At 64.5% G+C, this 18,323-nt stretch carries 21 protein-coding genes; 16 read left to right on the top strand and 5 right to left on the bottom strand.

The window, feature by feature from the left end; genetic code table 11:
• Nucleotides 1–56: 56 nt before the first annotated feature.
• The 3 genes from CIT40_RS21065 to CIT40_RS21055 all read left to right on the top strand — a co-directional run bounded on the left by CIT40_RS21065 (nucleotide 57) and on the right by CIT40_RS21055 (nucleotide 2,075).
• Nucleotides 57–869: an ABC transporter permease gene (locus CIT40_RS21065; protein WP_094895742.1), complete on the top strand. Its 813-nt coding sequence runs from the start codon at nucleotides 57–59 to the stop codon at nucleotides 867–869.
• Entirely contained in the window at nucleotides 866–1,654 is a 789-nt protein-coding gene (locus CIT40_RS21060) for an ABC transporter permease (protein ID WP_094895433.1), read from the top strand. Before CIT40_RS21065 ends, CIT40_RS21060 begins: the two co-directional genes overlap by 4 nt.
• A gap of 100 nt (nucleotides 1,655–1,754) precedes the next feature.
• The gene (locus tag CIT40_RS21055) at nucleotides 1,755–2,075 is read left to right on the top strand and encodes a hypothetical protein (protein ID WP_094895432.1); all 321 of its coding nucleotides are present in this window, start codon (nucleotides 1,755–1,757) and stop codon (nucleotides 2,073–2,075) included.
• A 61-nt stretch (nucleotides 2,076–2,136) separates the two neighbouring features.
• Here the strand turns inward: CIT40_RS21055 and CIT40_RS21050 are convergent, their stop codons facing one another.
• Entirely contained in the window at nucleotides 2,137–3,000 is an 864-nt protein-coding gene (locus CIT40_RS21050) for a formate/nitrite transporter family protein (protein WP_094895431.1), read from the bottom strand.
• A 144-nt stretch (nucleotides 3,001–3,144) separates the two neighbouring features.
• On the opposite strand from CIT40_RS21050, the gene CIT40_RS21045 reads away from it, so the two are divergent.
• The 9 genes from CIT40_RS21045 (at nucleotide 3,145) to CIT40_RS21005 (ending at nucleotide 9,963) form a co-directional block, all read left to right on the top strand.
• On the top strand, nucleotides 3,145–3,627 hold the full coding sequence (locus CIT40_RS21045) for a DUF2231 domain-containing protein (protein ID WP_244611816.1): 483 nt from the start codon (nucleotides 3,145–3,147) through the stop codon (nucleotides 3,625–3,627).
• Nucleotides 3,624–4,970: a PQQ-dependent sugar dehydrogenase gene (locus CIT40_RS21040; protein WP_094895430.1), complete on the top strand. Its 1,347-nt coding sequence runs from the start codon at nucleotides 3,624–3,626 to the stop codon at nucleotides 4,968–4,970. The genes CIT40_RS21045 and CIT40_RS21040 overlap by 4 nt, the downstream gene beginning before the upstream one ends.
• Nucleotides 4,971–4,973: 3 nt before the next feature.
• Nucleotides 4,974–5,189 carry a hypothetical protein gene (locus tag CIT40_RS21035; protein WP_094895429.1) on the top strand — a complete coding sequence of 72 codons (216 nt, stop codon included), beginning with the start codon at nucleotides 4,974–4,976 and terminating at the stop codon, nucleotides 5,187–5,189.
• Nucleotides 5,190–5,216: 27 nt separating this feature from the next.
• A complete protein-coding gene (locus tag CIT40_RS21030) occupies nucleotides 5,217–5,387 on the top strand; it encodes a hypothetical protein (RefSeq protein ID WP_167443366.1) in 171 nt (56 codons plus the stop codon).
• A 124-nt stretch (nucleotides 5,388–5,511) separates the two neighbouring features.
• The gene (locus CIT40_RS21025) at nucleotides 5,512–6,708 is read left to right on the top strand and encodes an MFS transporter (RefSeq protein WP_094895428.1); all 1,197 of its coding nucleotides are present in this window, start codon (nucleotides 5,512–5,514) and stop codon (nucleotides 6,706–6,708) included.
• Between the two features lie 177 nt (nucleotides 6,709–6,885).
• Nucleotides 6,886–8,115, top strand: coding sequence for a CaiB/BaiF CoA transferase family protein (locus tag CIT40_RS21020; RefSeq protein WP_094895740.1), 1,230 nt, complete (start codon nucleotides 6,886–6,888; stop codon nucleotides 8,113–8,115).
• Nucleotides 8,116–8,276: 161 nt separating this feature from the next.
• The gene (locus CIT40_RS21015) at nucleotides 8,277–9,152 is read left to right on the top strand and encodes a beta-keto acid cleavage family enzyme (RefSeq protein ID WP_094895427.1); all 876 of its coding nucleotides are present in this window, start codon (nucleotides 8,277–8,279) and stop codon (nucleotides 9,150–9,152) included.
• A gap of 103 nt (nucleotides 9,153–9,255) precedes the next feature.
• Nucleotides 9,256–9,471, top strand: coding sequence for a hypothetical protein (locus CIT40_RS21010; RefSeq protein WP_094895426.1), 216 nt, complete (start codon nucleotides 9,256–9,258; stop codon nucleotides 9,469–9,471).
• A gap of 99 nt (nucleotides 9,472–9,570) precedes the next feature.
• The gene (locus tag CIT40_RS21005; protein ID WP_094895425.1) at nucleotides 9,571–9,963 is read left to right on the top strand and encodes a RidA family protein; all 393 of its coding nucleotides are present in this window, start codon (nucleotides 9,571–9,573) and stop codon (nucleotides 9,961–9,963) included.
• Nucleotides 9,964–10,130: 167 nt separating this feature from the next.
• Here the strand turns inward: CIT40_RS21005 and CIT40_RS21000 are convergent, their stop codons facing one another.
• Nucleotides 10,131–10,793, bottom strand: a complete 663-nt coding sequence (locus tag CIT40_RS21000) for a TetR/AcrR family transcriptional regulator (RefSeq protein ID WP_094895424.1) — start codon at nucleotides 10,791–10,793, stop codon at nucleotides 10,131–10,133.
• A gap of 209 nt (nucleotides 10,794–11,002) precedes the next feature.
• Between CIT40_RS21000 and CIT40_RS20995 the strand changes: the two genes are divergently transcribed.
• Together CIT40_RS20995 and CIT40_RS20990 are read left to right on the top strand one after the other, a co-directional pair.
• Nucleotides 11,003–12,238 carry an acyl-CoA dehydrogenase family protein gene (locus CIT40_RS20995; protein WP_094895423.1) on the top strand — a complete coding sequence of 412 codons (1,236 nt, stop codon included), beginning with the start codon at nucleotides 11,003–11,005 and terminating at the stop codon, nucleotides 12,236–12,238.
• Between the two features lie 147 nt (nucleotides 12,239–12,385).
• Nucleotides 12,386–13,444 carry a phosphotransferase family protein gene (locus CIT40_RS20990; RefSeq protein ID WP_094895422.1) on the top strand — a complete coding sequence of 353 codons (1,059 nt, stop codon included), beginning with the start codon at nucleotides 12,386–12,388 and terminating at the stop codon, nucleotides 13,442–13,444.
• A 206-nt stretch (nucleotides 13,445–13,650) separates the two neighbouring features.
• Here CIT40_RS20990 and argE read toward each other — a convergent pair whose 3' ends face one another.
• From argE to CIT40_RS20975, 3 genes are all read right to left on the bottom strand, one after another.
• Complete coding sequence (argE, locus tag CIT40_RS20985) at nucleotides 13,651–14,823, bottom strand: acetylornithine deacetylase (RefSeq protein WP_094895421.1); 1,173 nt, start codon at nucleotides 14,821–14,823, stop codon at nucleotides 13,651–13,653.
• Nucleotides 14,824–14,992: 169 nt separating this feature from the next.
• Nucleotides 14,993–15,217, bottom strand: a complete 225-nt coding sequence (locus tag CIT40_RS20980) for a hypothetical protein (protein WP_155525999.1) — start codon at nucleotides 15,215–15,217, stop codon at nucleotides 14,993–14,995.
• Between the two features lie 586 nt (nucleotides 15,218–15,803).
• Entirely contained in the window at nucleotides 15,804–16,589 is a 786-nt protein-coding gene (locus CIT40_RS20975; protein ID WP_094895420.1) for an SDR family NAD(P)-dependent oxidoreductase, read from the bottom strand.
• A 134-nt stretch (nucleotides 16,590–16,723) separates the two neighbouring features.
• Between CIT40_RS20975 and CIT40_RS20970 the strand changes: the two genes are divergently transcribed.
• Together CIT40_RS20970 and CIT40_RS20965 are read left to right on the top strand one after the other, a co-directional pair.
• On the top strand, nucleotides 16,724–17,422 hold the full coding sequence (locus tag CIT40_RS20970; protein ID WP_162307593.1) for a histidine phosphatase family protein: 699 nt from the start codon (nucleotides 16,724–16,726) through the stop codon (nucleotides 17,420–17,422).
• 68 nt (nucleotides 17,423–17,490) lie between these two features.
• The gene (locus CIT40_RS20965; RefSeq protein WP_094895418.1) at nucleotides 17,491–18,258 is read left to right on the top strand and encodes an SDR family NAD(P)-dependent oxidoreductase; all 768 of its coding nucleotides are present in this window, start codon (nucleotides 17,491–17,493) and stop codon (nucleotides 18,256–18,258) included.
• The last annotated feature ends 65 nt before the right edge of the window (nucleotides 18,259–18,323 follow it).

Raw genomic sequence — 18,323 nt, 5'->3', positions numbered from 1 at the left:
TGGCGACATCCGTGCCAGATCCATCGCAGAAGCATCAGCGTCGCGAGCAGGGCCTGATGCTGGCGCTGGTGTCGCCGGCGCTGCTGGTGATCCTGGCACTGATCGTGCTGCCGGTCGGCTGGCTCGCCTGGCAGTCGATCTACCATGATGGCTTCACGCTGGAGAACTATCGCCGCGTCTTCACCGAGGACATCTATTGGCGCAGTTTTGCGTTGACCTTCGAGATCAGCCTCGCGGTAACGGCGATCGCGCTGCTGCTCGGCTATCCCGTGGCCTATCTCGCCAATTCGTTGCCGAAGGGATGGAGCATCCTGATCCTGTCGCTGGTGGTGCTGCCGTTCTGGACGTCGGTGCTGGTGCGCGCCTACGCCTGGCTGGCGCTGCTCCAGCGCACAGGCGTGATCAATCAGTTCCTGCGCTATCTCGATGTGATCTCCGAGCCGCTGGCGCTCGTGCACAACACCTTCGGCACGGTGGTCGCGACCGTGCATATCCTGCTGCCTTTCATGGTGCTGCCGCTCTACGCGGCCATGCAAAAAATCCCCGGCGATCTCATGCAGGCCGGCGCCAGCCTGGGCGCGAGCCCGTCGCTGACGTTCTGCCGTGTGTTCCTGCCGCTGTCGTTGCCCGGTGTGCTCGCGGGCTCGACCATGGTGTTCGTGCTCTGCCTCGGCTTCTACATCACGCCCGAGTTGCTCGGGGGCGGCCGTACGGTGATGGTGTCGATGCTGGTGAGCCGCAACGTCGAGCTTTACAACCAGTTCGGCGCGGCGAGCGCCGTCGCCGTGGTGCTGCTGTTGAGCGTGCTCGCAATCTTCTTCGTTGTCAGCCGATTCGTCGCGCTCGATCGCGTGTTGGGGCAGAAATGACGCGCTTCTCGCCCGCACGCATCTTCCTGTACGCGATCAGCGCGCTGGTGCTGGTCTACCTGATCCTGCCGGTGCTGATCATCGTGCCGATCTCGTTCTCGAGCGCGCGCTTCCTGACCTTCCCGCCGCCGTCGTTCTCGCTGCGCTGGTATCAGCAATATTTCACGAACCCCGTCTGGATGCAGGCGACGCAGGTGACGCTGACGGTCGCGGCCCTGACCGTGCTGATCGCGACCCCGTGCGGGGTGGCCGCCGCCTACGCCATCAGCCAGTCGAAGCTGCGCATCATGCGCCTGATCCACATGGCGCTGCTGCTGCCGCTGGTGGTGCCTGTCATCATCACCGCGGTCGGCATCTTCTTCGTCTACGCCAAGGTCGGGCTGGTCGCGACCATGCCCGGCCTCGTGCTGGCGAACGTGATGCTCGGATTGCCGTACGTCGTCATCTCCGTGCTGGCCGGGCTGCAAAGCTTCGATCCGGCACAGGAAATGGTGGCGCGCAGCCTCGGCATGAACCGCCTGCGCAGCTTCTTTGCGGTGACGCTGCCGCAGATCAAGGCGAGCGTGGTCGCCGGAGGCATTTTTGCTTTCATCTCGGCAATGGACGAGACCATCGTCGCGTTGTTCATCTCCGGCGGCCGGTACCAGCCGCTGACCAAACGCATGTTCACGGCGCTCCGGGACGAGATCGACCCGACGATTGCATCGATATCGACGCTGATGACAGCGGCCTCGTTCCTCCTCGTATTGCTCGCAACCACCCGACAAAAGAGGAAAGCGGGATAAATCCTGCGCTGACGGCCCGGCGGCAGCGAGCCTGATCCAGGTCAATGTCGCGCGCGACGGATGGTCTATGAGTTGGTCGCAACTTCGGGACAACCACGCCATGACCAACAAGCCGATCGACTGGACGCCGGATATCACGCTGCCGACCTCCAAATCCACCGTCCAGCACTTCACCGCAAATGCCGGCGGCGACCTCTTGGAGATCGACACCACGCCTTGGGGCGAGGCCGATCTCACGGTCAACGGTCGGTCGCTTGCCCACATCGCGGCAGCAGCGAGCGCCGGGGAGGCGTTTCGGGCGCTGGGGACGGTTGCGGAAAATTTCGAAGCCCGAAAGGACGCCGGCAATGAGCGGCGCCTGGCACAGACGATCGAGGATGACGAAGTTCGCGAAGCCCTGGGTTTGAGGCGCGGCCTCTGACCTCGTGCAGGAGCGGGTCGTCATCGTCCATGCACCGACGTCCCGCTGAATCTGAGCGGTCCTACTCCCTGTGGTCGTCGATCTCAGAGGCGACCTGTCCATAGTTCAGCAGCGCCACCAGGGTCGTTCCGCCCAGGATGTTGCCGAGCAGCGTCGGGGCGAAGAAGTCCGAGGCGTACTGCGCGAGCGACGCCCGGCCGCTCTGCACCAGGAAGGCGCACTCGACCGAACCCGCGACGATATGGGCGAACCCACCGAGGGCGACGACATAGGTCATGATGACGATGATGTGCGCCCGCGATCCCTTGGTGGCCGGCAGCAGCCATGCCATCAGGGCGATGAGCCAACCCGCGAAGATCGCGCGGACGAGGGTTGACGTGAAGTCGCCTTTCACGGTGTGCTGGCTGATCTCGACGAAAGCCTCGACGATGCGCGGCTCGAAGATACTGGTGGTGGCGAGCACGGAGCCGACCGCCCAGGTCCCCGCGATATTGGAGGCGAGGACCAGAGCCCATAGCCTGATCACGCTCCCGAGGGTGCCGAGATCGCGATTGTGCAGCAGCGGCAGGATCGGCGTCAGCGTGTTCTCGGTAAAAAGCTGCTGCCGCCCGAGCACGACGACCAGAAAGCCCACGGTATAGCCGAGCGGCGCAACAAGGCGGCGCGTCCCCTCATCGGAGATCAGGGCGTGAAATTCACCCTGGACAATCAGCGACAGCGCGATCGACAGGCCGGCGGCAAACCCGGACAGCACGATCGCCCACCAGCGCCGCTCCAATTCCTGCTCGCCCTCGGCGCGGATCGTCTCGTGGATCAGCGCGGCGTTCGGCCGGCTCTGGGATTCGATCTGCTCGGTCTGGCGCTGCGAGACGCCGTCCAGCTTCGAGGCCGGACTGAACGAGTCGTCGTCGCGACGTTGATCCACGCGCAATCTCCAATCGGTGATCGCATTCAAGGCCGGTGGCGCTCGTCGGTTCCGTCCAGCGGCCCGGTCGTGATGATGGTGCGGCCAATCGCCGCCGAGGAACCTTCGCAACAACGTCGAGTTTGCCACCGGGGCAGAGGGCGAATGACGAGAGGATCGACGGTGCAAGAGACCCTGCGAGACGACGTGCGCCTGCGCACCACCGCTCAAATTGCGGGTCATCCCATTCATCCGATGCTGGTGCCGATTCCGATCGCGTGCTTCGTCGGGGCGCTATTGACCGATATCGCCTATGTGGCCAGCGCCGAAATCATGTGGGCGGATTTTTCCGCATGGCTGCTGCTTGTCGGCGTCATCTTCGGCGTGCTGGCGGCGATCGCGGGCCTGACCGATTTCCTCGGCAACCGGTTGGTGCGAGCGCAGACGCCGGCCTGGCCGCATCTGATCGGCAATTTCGTCGCACTCATCCTGGCGATCGTCAACACGCTGATCCACACCCGCGATGCCTGGACCTCGGTGTGGCCGACCGGGCTTGTGCTGTCCGCGATCACGGTCCTGATCGTGCCGATCACCGGCTGGCTCGGCTGGGCCATGGTCTATCGTCACGGCGTGGGAGTTGCGCGATGAATTTCTCAATAGGCCGCGCGCTGTTGTGCTCTTCAATGCTGCTGCTCCTGGCCGGCTGCGACGACGGCAGCGGCGATCCCAAGGCGCAGATCGGCGCCAACCCAAAGCTTCCCGACATTCAGCAATATCTGCTGCCGCCGATGCATATCGCGCGCATCGTCGGCTGGAAGAAGGACGAGACCCCGGCCGTGGCCGAGGGCCTGCAGGTCAAGGCCTTCGCGACCGGCCTGCAGCATCCGCGCTTCATCTACGTGCTGCCCAATGGCGACGTGCTGGTCGCGGAATCCAAGGCGCCGAAGGGAGCGGGAATCAAGCGGCCCAAGGAGATCGTCATGGGCTATATCGAGTCCTGGGCGACTTCGGGCGGCAACGATACCGGGCCGGGCAACCGGATCACGCTTTTGCGCGACAGCAATGGCGACGGCGTGCCGGATACGCAAAGCGTCTTCCTCGACCATCTCAATTCGCCGTTCGGCATCGCGCTGGTCGGCGACGATCTCTACGTCGCCAATGCCGATGCCATCGTCAGGTATCCCTACACCGAGGGCGACACCAAGATCACCGCGCCGGGTACGGTGCTGACGCCGCTGCCGGGCGGGCCGATCAACCATCACTGGACCAAGAGCCTCGTGGCCAGCCCCGACGGCTCGAAACTCTATGCCGGCGTCGGCTCCAACAGCAACATCACCGAGAACGGCATGGAGGCCGAGCACAACCGCGCCGCGATCCTCGAGGTCGACCGTGCCAGCGGCCGCTGGCGCGTGTTCGCAAGCGGCCTCCGCAATCCCAACGGGCTCAGCTTCGAGCCGCAGACCGGCGCACTGTGGGCGGTGGTAAACGAGCGCGACGAGCTCGGGCCCGATCTGGTCCCCGACTACATGACCTCGGTAAAGGACGGCGGCTTTTACGGCTGGCCCTACAGCTATTACGGCCAGCACGTCGATCCCCGCGTCAAGCCGCAGCGGCCGGATCTGGTCGCCAAGGCGATCATGCCGGACTACGCGCTGAGCTCTCACGTAGCGCCGCTCGGCATGGCCTTCTCCACCGGCACGAGCCTGCCGGCCGCTTATCGCGGCGGCGCCTTCGTCGGTGAGCACGGCAGCTGGAATCGCCAGAAGCTGAATGGCTACAAGGTCGTCTACGTCCCGTTCGAGGGCGGCAAGCCCTCAGGGCCGGCGCAGGACGTCGTGACCGGCTTCCTCAACAGCGACAACCAGGCCCGTGGCCGTCCCGTCGGCGTGGCCATCGACAAATCAGGCGCCTTGCTGGTCGCAGACGACAGCGGCAACACGGTCTGGCGCGTCAGCGCCGCGCATCCCCAACTCACGCAGCGTCAGGAGTGATCAATGAGCCTTGCACAATATGCCATCGTTCCCGTCGAGGACGAGTGGGGCGTCCTGCACGATGGCGACGTCAAGAACAGGTATGCAACCAAGGAAGCCGCCTTCGAGACTGCGGTGTTGGCCGCGACGCTGGCGCTTCGGCAGGGGCATGAAGTTCACGTCAGCGTGCCCGGCCGCGAGCAGGGCGAGGGCACGCTGGGGTTCAAGGCGGCGCCCTAGCAGCGTCACCGCAGAAGGAAAACCGCGATGACCAGGTCCCCTGAGCCGAACGGCGTCGAGCCATCCCGTTCCGAAGACGACATCCAGCGCGAACAGCTCGGTCCCCGCGGCGTGCCAGGCGCGCCCGATCCGGCGAAGATGACGCCGCAGCGCGAGAAGAAGACGCCGAAGCACGTCGATCCCGGCCATACCGCCTGACGCTGCTTGCTCTGCGGCCAGCGCCGCAGTGCCATTCGGAACCGACATGCCGATGACCTCAGTCTCCGGCTAAGACTGGTCGCGCCGGCGCGATCTGCGTCGGCCGGGCAGGCGAACGTTTGGAATGCGGTTCTTCAAATCTGACAGCAGGCTGATCGGCGTCCTGCTGGTGCTCGCCATCACCCAACTGATCGGATGGGGTACGATTGGTCTTCCGGCCGTGGTTGGCCGCGAGCTTGCGGACGGTCTCGGCATGAGCCTGCCGGGCGTATTTGCTGGCAGCTCGGTGCTTTATGTCACGATGGGGCTGTGCGCACCGTGGCTTGCCAAGGCCTTTGCGCGGCACGGCGCGCGCAAGGTCATGATGGTGGGCACCATCGTGTCCGCGCCGGGCTATGTCGTGCTGTTCCTCGCACACGAGCCGCTGCTCTATTTCGTCGGCTGGGTCATTCTCGGCATGGGCGGCAGCGCCACGCTCTCGACCGGCGCGTACATCATGCTCAACGAGGTCGCCGGGCGAGGGGCCAAGAATGCCATCGGCGGGCTGATGCTGGTGACCGGGCTCTCCAGCAGCATTTTCTGGCCGACGACCTCGTTTCTGAGCGGGCATCTCGGCTGGCGCGGCACCTGTCTGGTCTATGCGGCGATGATGCTCCTCATCAACCTTCCGCTCTATGCGTTACTCGCGCCGCGCCGGAAAATCGCGACCGACCATGGCGGTGCGTCGGCCCGGGCCGCGCCGCCGCCTGCAATTCCGAGAAGCACCTTCGGTCTCGTCGTCTGCGTGATCACGCTGAACGCCTTCGTCAATTTCGGCATCAGCGCCATCCTGATCGAGCTGCTCCGGGCCGAAGGATTGGCCCCGGCGCAGGCACTCCTGTTCGGCTCGATGCTGGGCGTGATCCAGGTCAGCGCCCGCGGGCTGGATCTTCTCGGCGGCGGGCGATGGGACGGGATCACGACCGGGCTCGTCGCCGGCACGGCGCTTCCCGTGGCCATGCTGCTGCTGATGGCGAGCGAGGGCGCGACCTGGGCGGTCGCGGCCTTCATCCTGCTCTATGGCGCCGGCAGCGGCGCGATGGCGGTGGCGCGAGCCACCATCCCGCTCGTGTTCTACGACCAGGCCGAGTTCGCCAAGGCGATGTCGATGATCGCGCTGCCGCTCAATCTGGCGTCCGCGATCTCGCCGCCGCTCCTCGTCGGCCTGCTCACCCAGTTCGGCAGCCGTGGCGCGCTCGCTCTCACGCTGGTGTTCTCCTGCGCAACGGTGCTGATTTTGGTCCTGCTGGGGCGGCGACGGCCGCGGGTGGTGATGGCTTGAGCCGATCAGGAAATCTTCGCGGCGCGGAAAGTTGGGGAGGGTGACGGGCCCTGAGGCCGGCAGGAGATAGCCGTATGCCGCCAGTGCAGTGCTCAGAGCCGCAAAATAGTGTATCCGCAGGGAGCGCGGCGCGCCTGCAGCCGCCGCGCCAAGATCAGTTCCCCGGAGGAAATCGACATGTCGGCCCTGCCGCTTTCAGGCATCAAGATCCTTGACCTCACCCGCGTGCTGGCCGGCCCCTTGTCGGCCCAGATGCTGGGCGATCTCGGCGCGGAGGTGATCAAGATCGAGCGGCCGGGCACCGGCGACGACGCGCGCGCCTTCGGCCCGCCTTACCTGACCGATCCCGAGGGCAAGGCCAACAACAACAATTCCTTCTATCTCTGCGCCAACCGCAACAAGAAGTCGGTGACCGTCAATATCGCCAAGCCCGAGGGGCAGGCCATCATCCGCGAGCTCGCCAAGGACGTCGACGTCTTCATGGAGAACTACAAGGTCGGCGACCTCAAGCGCTACGGCCTCGACTACGAGACGATCAAGGCGATCAACCCCGGCATCATCTATTGCTCGGTGACCGGCTTCGGCCAGACCGGCCCGTACGCGCCGCGCGCCGGCTACGATGCCATCCTGCAGGCGATGGGCGGCCTGATGAGCGTCACCGGTCATATCGACGGCGAGCCCGGCGAGGGCCCGATGAAGGTCGGCCCGTCGATCGTCGACTACATGACCGGCATGAACACCTCGATCGGCATCCTCTCCGCGCTCTACCATCGCGACGTCAATGGCGGCGAGGGGCAGCAGATCGACGTCTGCCTGTTCGACACCGTCATCGCCTCGCTGTCGCACTGGCTGCAGATCTACCTCGTCAACGGCAAGACCCCGCCGCGGCGCGGCACCTGGGGCAATGGCGGCATGCCGGCCGGCGTATTCCGCTGCACCGACGGCGAGTTGATGCTGGTGGTCGGCAATGACGGTCAATTCCGAAAGACCTGCGCGGTGCTCGGCGAGCCGGAACTCGCGAGCGATCCGCGCTTCATCAAGAACAACGACCGCGTGGTGCACGGCAAGGAGATCATGGCGATCTTCGCCGGCCTGTTCCTGAAGCAGAAGGTATCCTACTGGCTGGAGAAGCTGGAAGAGGCGGGCGTGCCGTCAGGCCCGATCAACAATTTCGAGCAGGTGTTTGCCGATCCGCACGTCCAGTCGCGCGGCATGCGGGTGAAGACACAGCACAAGTTCGAACCGGAGCTCTCGCTGATCCGCAATGCGCTGACCCTCTCGGGCACCCCGATCAAGGATTACCGCGCCCCGCCGCTGCTCGGCGAGCACACCCAGGAGGTGCTCGGCGGCAAGCTCGGCTATGATGGCGAGAAGATCGAGGCGCTGAAGCAGCAGGGAATCATCTGACTTTTTTCCCTCTCCCCTTGTGGGAGAGGGTGGCTTCGCGAAGCGAAGACGGGTGAGGGGTATCTCTCCTCACGACCGATCTCGTCAGTGGAGAGGTACCCCTCATCCGGCGCTTCGCGCCACCTTCTCCCACAAGGGGAGAAGGAAGACGGGAGCATCGCATGACCGGCAAAACCATCATCACCTGCGCCATCACCGGCAATCTCACAAAACCCGAGCAGTCGCCGTATCTGCCGATCACGCCCGAGCAGATCGCGACCTCCGCGCTGGAAGCCGCTGAAGCCGGCGCTGCCATCGCCCACATCCATGTGCGCGATCCCGCGACGGGGCGTCCCTCGATGGAGATCGGCCTCTACCGCGACGTGGTCGAGTTGATCCGCGCCCGCAACAAGGACCTCGTCATCAATCTCACCACCGGCCCCGGCGGGCGTTTCGTGCCCTCGGTCGAAGACCCCCGCGTCGCCGGCCCCGGCACCACGCTGCTTCAGCCCGAGAAGCGCGTCGAGCACATCGAGCTGCTCAAGCCCGACATCTGCACGCTCGACCTCAACACCATGAATTCCGGCGGCGAGGTCGTGATCAACACGCCGCGCAACGTCCGCATCATGGCCGAACGGATGAAGGCGGCCGGTGTGCTGCCGGAAATCGAGCTGTTCGACTCCGGCGATTGTCACCTGGCGCGCGACCTGTTCGCCGACGGCACGCTGAAGGGGCCGGGCCTGTTCTCGCTCGTGCTCGGCGTCAAATACGGTTTCTCGGCCACGCCGGAGACGATGTTCTACGCCCGCAGCCTGCTGCCGCCGGGCGCGGTCTGGTCAGGCTTCGGCATAGGCCGCGCCGAATTCCCGATGGTGGCGCAGGCCTTTTTGCTCGGCGGCCACGTCCGCGTCGGCATGGAGGACAATCTCTATATGTCCAGGGGCGTGCTGGCGAAGACCAATGCCGAGCTGGTTGCGCACGCGGCAGGCATCCTCAAGAGCCTCGGCGCGTCCGTTGCGACCGCGGAAGACGCGCGCGCAATGCTGGGGCTTGCCTGAGGCTTGCGGGCCATCCCCAGATAATCCCGGTCCGTAGTCGCACAGGCTTCCGCTTCGCGCCCGACTCTGATTCGATCTCTCCGCGAATGCCGGAGGGAAGTGAATGTCCTACACGATCGGGTTTCAGGCCAAGGACCAGAAGGCAGTTCTGGCGACCGAGGCGGCAACGGCCAATCAGGCCGTCGCCATCATTGCCGCGCTGCGGCAAAGCTCGGACGAAATAAAGTTCATCCGCTCGCCGCAGGAAGGCGACATGGGCATCGAGATGCTGCTGCTGCTCGCCAAGGAAGAGGCCGAGGAGATGCCGCAGCGGGCCTGAACCCGCGGCTACAACCACACTTCGATTAGAAACGAAGCATGCCGGCTGCAGACTAATGTAGTCAGGCATCAGTCTCGTTCGAACCGAAGGTGGCCGCCCATGAAACGCGAAGCGCTCCGCGTCGAACCGATCTCGTCCTTTCTCGATCGCGCGAACGCGCCGGTCTCGCCGGTGACGCGCGCCGGCAACATGATTTTCGTCTCGGGCCTGCCGCCGTTCGACCCTGATACGGGTGCGATCGGAGGAATGGGAATCGAGCGCCAGAGCGAGATCGTCATGGAACAGTTGAAGCTGTGCCTGGAGACGGCCGGCGCTTCGCTCGACAACGTCATGAAGTGCAACGTCTACTGCACCTCGACGAAACATTTCGCCGCGTTCAACGCGATCTATGCCCGCTATTTCCCGGTCGATCCGCCGGCGCGGATCTTCATCGTCACGCCTGAATGGTTCGGCCCCTTCGACGTCGAGATCGACTGCACCGCGATGATGTGAGGCGACGTCCCTTGCGGCCATCCTTCGAGACGCTCGCTGGGGCGGGCTCCTCAGGATGAGGGCGGTGGACGTGGCGGCAATTCTCAACAAGTGCAATGTTCATTCAGACTCATCTTGAGGAGACCGCGAAGCGGTCGTCTCGAAGGACGAGGCGTGCCCCGACCGAGCTATCGCGCTGCCAACCTTGACGGCGCCTTCGCCTCGGACTTGCCCGCCGTCAGTGCCATCGTCGCGACGTTGACGACGCGCTCCACCACGTCCTCGACGTCGTCGAGATCGCATTTGCCTTCGGACAGTTTCGTCAGCCGCTCGCTTTCGCGGATGGTGTGGTGCGCCATCGCGAGCGCGAAGTTGAGGCCCCAGTAGATATCGACGTCGCTGCGGTCGGGGAGGGCGCGGCGCATCGCGCCTGCGAATTTGCGCAAATGGTCGATCTCGCGATTCTTGATGCGGCGGATCGGCGGCACGGATTCGATCGAGGCGCGGATCATGAAGCGCGCCGCGGTCGAGCGCTGGTTCTCGGGGCCGAGACAACCGCGCAGCGTCGGCCCGACCAGGGCGTGCAGGATCACCTCGATCGGCGCGCGGCCGCCGCCTTCCTCCTCCGCCGCCTTCAATTCGCGCAGGCGCTCGCGGTTGGTGGCGATCGAGCGTGTGACGAATAATTCCGCGATCAGTTCGTCCTTCGAGCCGAAATGATAGTTCACCGCGGCGAGGTTGACACCCGCTTCCGCGACGATGTCGCGCAGCGTCACGTCGCCGAAGCCGCGATCGGCATAGAGCCGTTCGGCGGCGGCGAGAATGGCAGATCTCGTATGATCGCTGGCCATGAGCGTGCCCGGGGAGGGGAGTTGCAATTCAAACAGTTGTATGAAACTATCGTTTGAAGGCCGGAGATGTCAATCCGCAATCGCAACTCGTTCGCAACGCGAACGTGTTCGGAAGGTTCGCAATGTGCGCGCATTCGCGCTTGCGGGCCGTGCGATGCGGGAGGACAGTCCGGTCAAAACAGCTTTGCAAAGAGACCGAGGAGCGTCCCATGGATTTCGATCTGTCCCCCAAGCAGAAGGAATGGCTCGACCGCGTGCAGTCGTTCATGACCAAGCACGTGCGTCCGGCAGTGCCGATCTATAACGAGCAGGATCACAGCGGCGAGCGCTGGAAGGTGATCCCGGTCCTGGAAGACCTCAAGAAGAAAGCGAAGGCCGAGGGCCTCTGGAACATGTTCATGCCGCCGAACGAGCATGAAGACGATGAATTCCGCGGTGCGGGACTGACCAATCTCGAATACGCGCTGCTGTCGGAACAGATGGGCCACATTTCCTGGGCTTCGGAAGTGTTCAACTGCTCCGCGCCGGATACCGGCAACATGGAAGTGTTCATGCGTTACGGCTCCAAGGAGCAGAAGCGCAAATGGCTGCGCCCGTTGATGGACGGCGAGATCCGCTCGGCCTTCCTGATGACGGAACCCGCGGTGGCCTCGTCGGATGCGACCAACATCGAGACCAGCATCAAGAAGGACGGCGATCACTACGTCATCAACGGCCGCAAATGGTGGTCGTCCGGCGTCGGCGATCCCCGCTGCAAGATCGCGATCCTGATGGGCAAGACCGATTTCAACGCGGCCAAGCACCAGCAGCAGTCGCAGATCCTGGTTCCGCTCGACACCCCCGGCATCAAGGTCGAGAAGATGCTGCCCGTGTTCGGCTTCGACGACGCGCCGCACGGCCACGCCCAGGTGCTGCTCGAGAATGTGCGGGTGCCGAAGGAGAACATCCTGCTCGGCGAGGGCCGCGGCTTCGAGATCGCGCAAGGCCGCCTCGGTCCCGGCCGCATCCATCACTGCATGCGCACCATCGGCAAGGCCGAGGAAGCGCTGGAGAAGATGGTCAAGCGCCTGATGTCGCGCACCGCCTTCGGCAAGAAGATCGTCGAGCACAGCGTGTGGGAGCAGCGCATCGGCGAGGCCCGCACCAACATCGAGATGACGCGTCTGCTGTGTCTCAAGGCCGCCGACATGATGGACAAGGTCGGCAACAAGACCGCGCAGGCCGAGATCGCCATGATCAAGGTCGCAGCCCCCAACATGGCGCTGAAGATCATCGACGAGGCGATCCAGGCGTTTGGCGGCGCGGGAGTCTCGGACGAAGCGGGTCTTGCCAAGGACTACGCCGGCATCCGCACGCTGCGGCTCGCCGACGGTCCGGACGAGGTGCACAATCGCGCCATTGCCAGGCTTGAAGTTCGGAAGTATGCCAACTCTCCCAAGCATTAAGCGGGAGAGGCGGGAAGCGCCCCCGACGTGAAGAAACGACAGGGCATGGTCCCATTCGGAATGACCGCTTGACGCAAGTGCGTCAGCGGTTACCGATTAGGATCATGCTCGACCTGAAATGGTCAGGACTGAAGAGGGAGCGTCATCGTGGCTGACGGCGTCAGGAAAGACGAAGAATTCTCCGGCACCAAGCCGGTCGAGGAGCGGCATCGTATCGACGAGATGCGGCTCGAAGCCTGGATGCGCGACAACGTCGAAGGCTTCGAGGGGCCGCTGGTCGTGCTCCAGTTCAAGGGCGGCCAGTCCAACCCGACCTACCGGCTGGACACGCCGAAGCGCTCCTACGTGATGCGCAGGAAGCCGTTCGGCAAACTGCTGCCCTCGGCGCATGCGGTCGATCGCGAATATCGCGTGATCGCAGCGCTCGGCAAGCAGGGTTTCCCGGTCGCGCACGCTTATGCGCTGTGCCAGGACGACGGTGTCATCGGCGCCGCCTTCTACATCATGTCGATGGAGGAGGGCCGGGTGTTCTGGGATCCGACGCTGCCGAGCCAGACTCCGGAGGACCGCCGCAAGATCTTCACCAGCAAGATCGAGACGCTGGCAAAACTTCACATGTACGACCCCACGGCGATCGGCCTCGGCGAGTTCGGCAAGCCCGGCAATTATTTCGCGCGCCAGATCGATCGCTGGACCAAGCAATATCGGGCGTCTGAGACCCAGCACATTCCGGAGTTCGAGAAGGTCGCCGAATGGCTGCCGCGCACGGTGCCGGAGCAGGCCCGCGTCTCTGTGGTGCACGGCGATTATCGCCTCGACAACATGATCTTCCACGCCACGGAACCGCGCGTGCAGGCGGTGCTGGACTGGGAGTTGTCGACGCTCGGCGATCCCATGGCCGACTTCACCTATCTGCTGATGCAGTGGATCATGCCGGGTCTCGAAGGCGCCGACCTCAAGGCGCTCAACATCCCGAGCCTGGAAGAGGCCGCGCAGATCTATTGCAACGTCACCAAGATGACGGTGCCTGATCTCAACTGGTACTTCGCCTACAATCTGTTCCGCCTCGCCGGCATCACCCAGGGCATCGCCGGCCGCGTCCGCGACGGCACCGCGGCCAACGCCAAGGCGCTGGAATCCGCCAAGCGCACCGTGCCGCTGTCAAAGGCGTCTTGGGACTACGCGCAGAAGGCGGGCGCGGTTTAAGCGCGGCTGGTAGGGTGGGCAAAGGCGCACTTGCGCCGTGCCCACCATCTGTCCGCAATTGCAACGAAGATGGTGGGCACGCTTGCGCTTTGCCCACCCCACTGCAGCCGCGAAGTCAGCGCCGTAGCCCGGGTGAGCGCAGCGATACCCGGGGCAGCTGCCCCGCATGTCGCTTCGCTCATGGCGGGCTACGCGGTCGTGCTGCTTTATCCCTTCACGCAATGCGCGATCAGCCGCTCCACGAACCCGGCGCACTTCTCCAGCTCCGCCATCTCCACGAACTCATCCGGCGTATGCGCCTGCGCGATCGATCCCGGGCCGATCACCACTGACGGCACATCGGCGATGCTGGCGAACAAGCTCGCCTCCGTGCCGAACGCGACCTTGGCGTGGTCGTTGCGCCCGGCAAGGCTCTTGGCGAGTGTGACGATCGCGGCATCGGCGGCGGTGTCGAGCGCGGGGTAGTCGAGGATCTCCTCGAAATCGATGCCGCACTCCTGGCTTCTCGCCTTCATCGCCGGCTCGATCTCGGCCTTCGCCCAGGCGACGATCGCATCCGTCACCTCGCGCGATTCCGTGATGCCGATGCCGCGGCATTCGAAATCCACCGTGCAGGTATCGGGCACGATGTTCAGCGCGGCGCCGCCATGCACGATGCTGGTGAGCAGCGTCGAATGCGGGACGTCGTAGAGGCTGTCGGTTGCGCGAAGGGCCGCAAGCGCCACGGCGCGGCGGCGGATCTCGACGATCAGCTCGGCCGCGTATTCGATCGCGTTGACGCCCTCGGGCGCGATCGAGGAGTGGCGGGCAAGCCCGTGAAAGGTCGCGCGCACGCCGTGCTTGCCCTTGTGGCCGATGATGACCTTCATCTCGGTGGGCTCGCCGATGAAGGCACCGAGCGGCCGAACCTTCTTCTTGGCGACCTCGACGAGCATCGGCCGCACGCCGACGCAGCCGATCTCTTCGTCGTAGGAGATCGCGAGATGGATCGGCACCGTGAGCTTGGCCTCCACCATCTCCGGCACCATGGCAAGGCACACCGCGACGAAGCCCTTCATGTCGGTGGTGCCGCGGCCGTAGAGCTTGCCGTCCCGCTCGACCAGCTTGAACGGATCGTGGCTCCAGTCCTGGCCCACCACCGGCACGACGTCGGTATGGCCGGACAGCACCAGGCCCGGCCGGTCCTGCGGACCGATGGTGACCCAGAGCGAGGCCTTCTGGCCGGTCTCGTCAGTGATGCGCTCGAAGCCGACGCCGAGTGCGGCGAGGTAGCTTTCGATATGGGCGATCAGCGGCAGGTTGGTGCGGTCGCTGACGGTGTCGAAGCCAACGAGGTCGGTGAGGAGTTTTCGAATGCGGTCGGGTCTTGAGCTTGGCATGTCACGTTCTTGTCAGGGGGGGTCGGGAAGCGGAAGTGCCTGCAGGAACCATACCAACGCCGTGGCCGGATGAGCAAATCAACTGACGCTTCCCCGTAGCCCGGGTGAGCGAAGCGATACCCGGGGCCGCTCGTACCTGGAATCCCGGATGTCGCTTCGCTCATCCGGGCTACAAGATATCGCGTTGCCCGACGGGCAAAACACCCGAGATGCCGGTCAATCCGCTGCGCCAAAAATATTCCACTTTACCGAAATTCGGAAAGGGCGTATGCATCGCCTCGACCCGGCCCAAGGAAGAGGGGCGTATCGCGATCGTCACGAACGCGGGCCGGGCGGCGGTGGACGCAGGTGACATCGGCGCGAAGGTTTTTGCAGGGCGGGCAACCGTGAGCAAGACGCCTCGCGCACACGACCGGTGTGATCGGCGTGCGGCAAAATCGTGTGGTCCTGGCGCCCGCAGTCTGGCGTCAAGTGTTGCGGTGATGTGGAGGGTCCAACCGGGCCCACGCATCGGTCATCCGCAAGGCGACGGGGCAATAGTGCAACGCTCCCGGGGAGAGCACGACATAAGCCGTCAAACCACTGCGCAGGGAAGGCCGGGTTGTCTCCGGTTGCCCTGTTCTCCGCTATGCAGCAGCACACGCAGTCTGCCCTTGGCATGGCGGTCCACGGGAGCCAACCGGCTCCCGGCCTTCCCTGCGCCCTTTTTCCAAAGAGGGCAAGGCGACGAAGCAAAGCTCGGGCGAAAGGAGCCGCGAGAACGCGAAAGTGTGTCTGCGAGACGAAGACCAATACGGAATGCTTCCGCAAGCATCATCCACGACCGTCACCCTGAGGCGGCCGCTCCTTCAGCGGCCTCGAAGGGCGACAGCCCCGCTGCGTCAGCTCGGCTGTGCATCCTTCGAGGCGAGGCTTGCGATGCTCTCGCATCACAAGCCTCGCACCTCAGGATGACGGGTCGAGAGCGAGGAGCGCGCCAACTAGACCGGCTTGCCCGCATACGGCATCGACGCGGTGAGGCCGCCGTCCACCGGGAACGCCTGGCCATTGACATACGAGGCTTCGTCGCTGGCCAGGAACAGGCCCATCGCGGCGAGCTCGTGCGGCTGGCCCGGGCGCTGCAGCGGATTGAGCTGGCCGATTTTGCCCTGGGTGCCGCGCTCCTTGGCGCGGTCGAAGATCGGCTTGGTCATGCCGGTCTCGATCAGGCCCGGGCATACCGCGTTGATGCGCACGCCGGTTCCGGTGAGCGAATACGCGGTGGTCTGCACCAGGCTGATCACGCCGGCCTTGCTCGCGGCGTAGGGGTGTCCGCTGGCGCCGGCCTTGAGACCCGCGACGGACGCGGTCAGCACGATCGCGCCGGACTGCTGCTTGACCATGTGCGGCATCGCGTATTTCACAGCGAGGAACGGCCCGATCAGGTTGATGCGCAGGATCTCCTGCCAGTGCTCGACGGTCTGCTCGGCGAGCGGCACGAGCCCGCCGGAGATGCCGGCATTGGCCCAGATCACGTCGAGCCGGCCATGCGTCTTCACCGCCTTGTCGATAACGGCCATGACGTCGGATTCGGAGCCCGCGTCGGCGATCATGGCTTCGGCGACGCCGCCGGCCTTTTTCACCTCGTCGACGGTCTCCTTCACCGCCTCGGTGCGATCGACCGCGATCAGCCTGGCGCCTTCCCGGGTGAACAGCAGCGCGGCGGCGCGACCGATGCCGCTGCCGGCGCCGGTGATGATGACGGATTTGCCTTGCAGGCGGCCCATGCGTTTCTCCCTCGGGTGCCTCGCGCGACGCTTGCCGCGCGACGGAATTTCAAACAAGATTTCAAACGGTAAAGTGTCTTGAGACACGTTGCCACCTCACGTACAGCGACATCATACGAGATGGAAGGGTTTCGATGGCAGGCGCAGACAAGCCCAATGTGGTCACGACACGGTGGTGGTGGGTCCGTCACGCGCCGGTGCGCAATGACGGTGGCAACATCTACGGGCAGAGCGATCTCGCCTGCGACACCAGCGACACTTACGTGTTCAATGCCGTTGCCAAGGTGCTGCCGCGCAAGGCGGTCTGGTATTCGAGCAATCTGATGCGCACCCACCAGACCGCGGAAGCGATCTGGGCGGCCGGCTACCCGAAGCCCGCGTCGATGCCATGGGAAGCAGATCTCGCCGAGCAGAATCTCGGGAAGTGGCAGGGCATGAACCGCGCCGCATTCATCGCGAGCCGCCCGGTCGGCTCGAGCTGGTTCGCCGACATCAACGAGCCCGCGCCCGGCGGCGAAAGCTTCATGGACCTCTACAACCGCACGCGCCGCACCATCGAGCGGATCAACGTCGAGGCGGCCGGGCAGGACGTGATCGCGGTCGCTCATGGCGGCACGATCAAGGCGGCGCTCGGACTTGCACTCGAGGGTCAGCTTGAGAAGGCTCTGTCGTTTGACATCGACAATTGCTCGATCACGCGCATCGATCATTTTGCAAGCCCCGAACGCACGGTCTGGCGCCTGCCTATGGTGAACCAGCAGCCCTGGATCGCGGATGACGCGCATGCGGCGATGCATCAACTCGCGGGACCGGAAGTCAAGAAGCTCGCCTGAGCCGTTGTCCGCTCGCGCGACCGCGGCATAAGCTCAGGCCAATTCAAATCATACTCTGGGAGAGACACATGACCTTGTTCGACATGAAGGGAAAAGTCGCCGTCATCACGGGATCGACGCGCGGCATCGGGCTTGCGATTGCCGAGCGCATGGCCGAGCACGGCGCCAAGGTCGTGATCTCCTCGCGCAAGGCCGACGTCTGCGAGCAGGTGGCCAAGGGCATCAACGACAGATACGGCAAAGGCACCGCGGTCGCGATCGCCGCCAACATCTCGTCGAAGGAGAATCTGCAAAACCTCGTCGACGAGAGCAACCGCGCTTTCGGCAAGATCGACGTGCTGGTCTGCAACGCCGCGTCGAACCCGTATTACGGTCCGCTCGCCGGCATCTCCGACGATCAGTTCAGGAAGATCCTGGACAACAACATCGTCGCCAACAATTGGCTGATTTCGATGGTGGTGCCGCAGATGATCGAGCGCAAGGACGGCTCCATCATCATTGTCTCCTCGATCGGCGGATTGAAAGGCTCGACCATCCTCGGCGCCTATGCGATCTCCAAGGCCGCCGATATGCAGCTCGCGCGCAACCTCGCCTGCGAATACGGCAAGGACAACATCCGCGTGAACTGCATCGCGCCCGGCCTGATCAAGACCGACTTCGCCAAGGCGCTGTGGGACAACCCGGATAACCTGAAAGCCTCCACCGCGCGCTCGCCGCTGCTGCGCATTGGCATCCCCGACGAGATCGCCGGTGCCGCGGTGTTCCTGGGATCGAAGGCCGGCGACTTCATGACCGGCCAGACCATGGTGATCGACGGCGGCGCGACGATCAGCTGAAGGCCGGCTGCAACGGTGCAGCGGCATGGGGAAAGGAACCAACCCCATGCCGGGCCGTTAGCCCG

It is taken from the genome of Bradyrhizobium amphicarpaeae, from assembly GCF_002266435.3.
GTDB classification, from domain to species: domain Bacteria; phylum Pseudomonadota; class Alphaproteobacteria; order Rhizobiales; family Xanthobacteraceae; genus Bradyrhizobium; species Bradyrhizobium amphicarpaeae.
The sequence above is the reverse complement of the archived record's forward strand: the minus strand, read 5'-3'. Positions and strand labels throughout refer to the sequence as shown.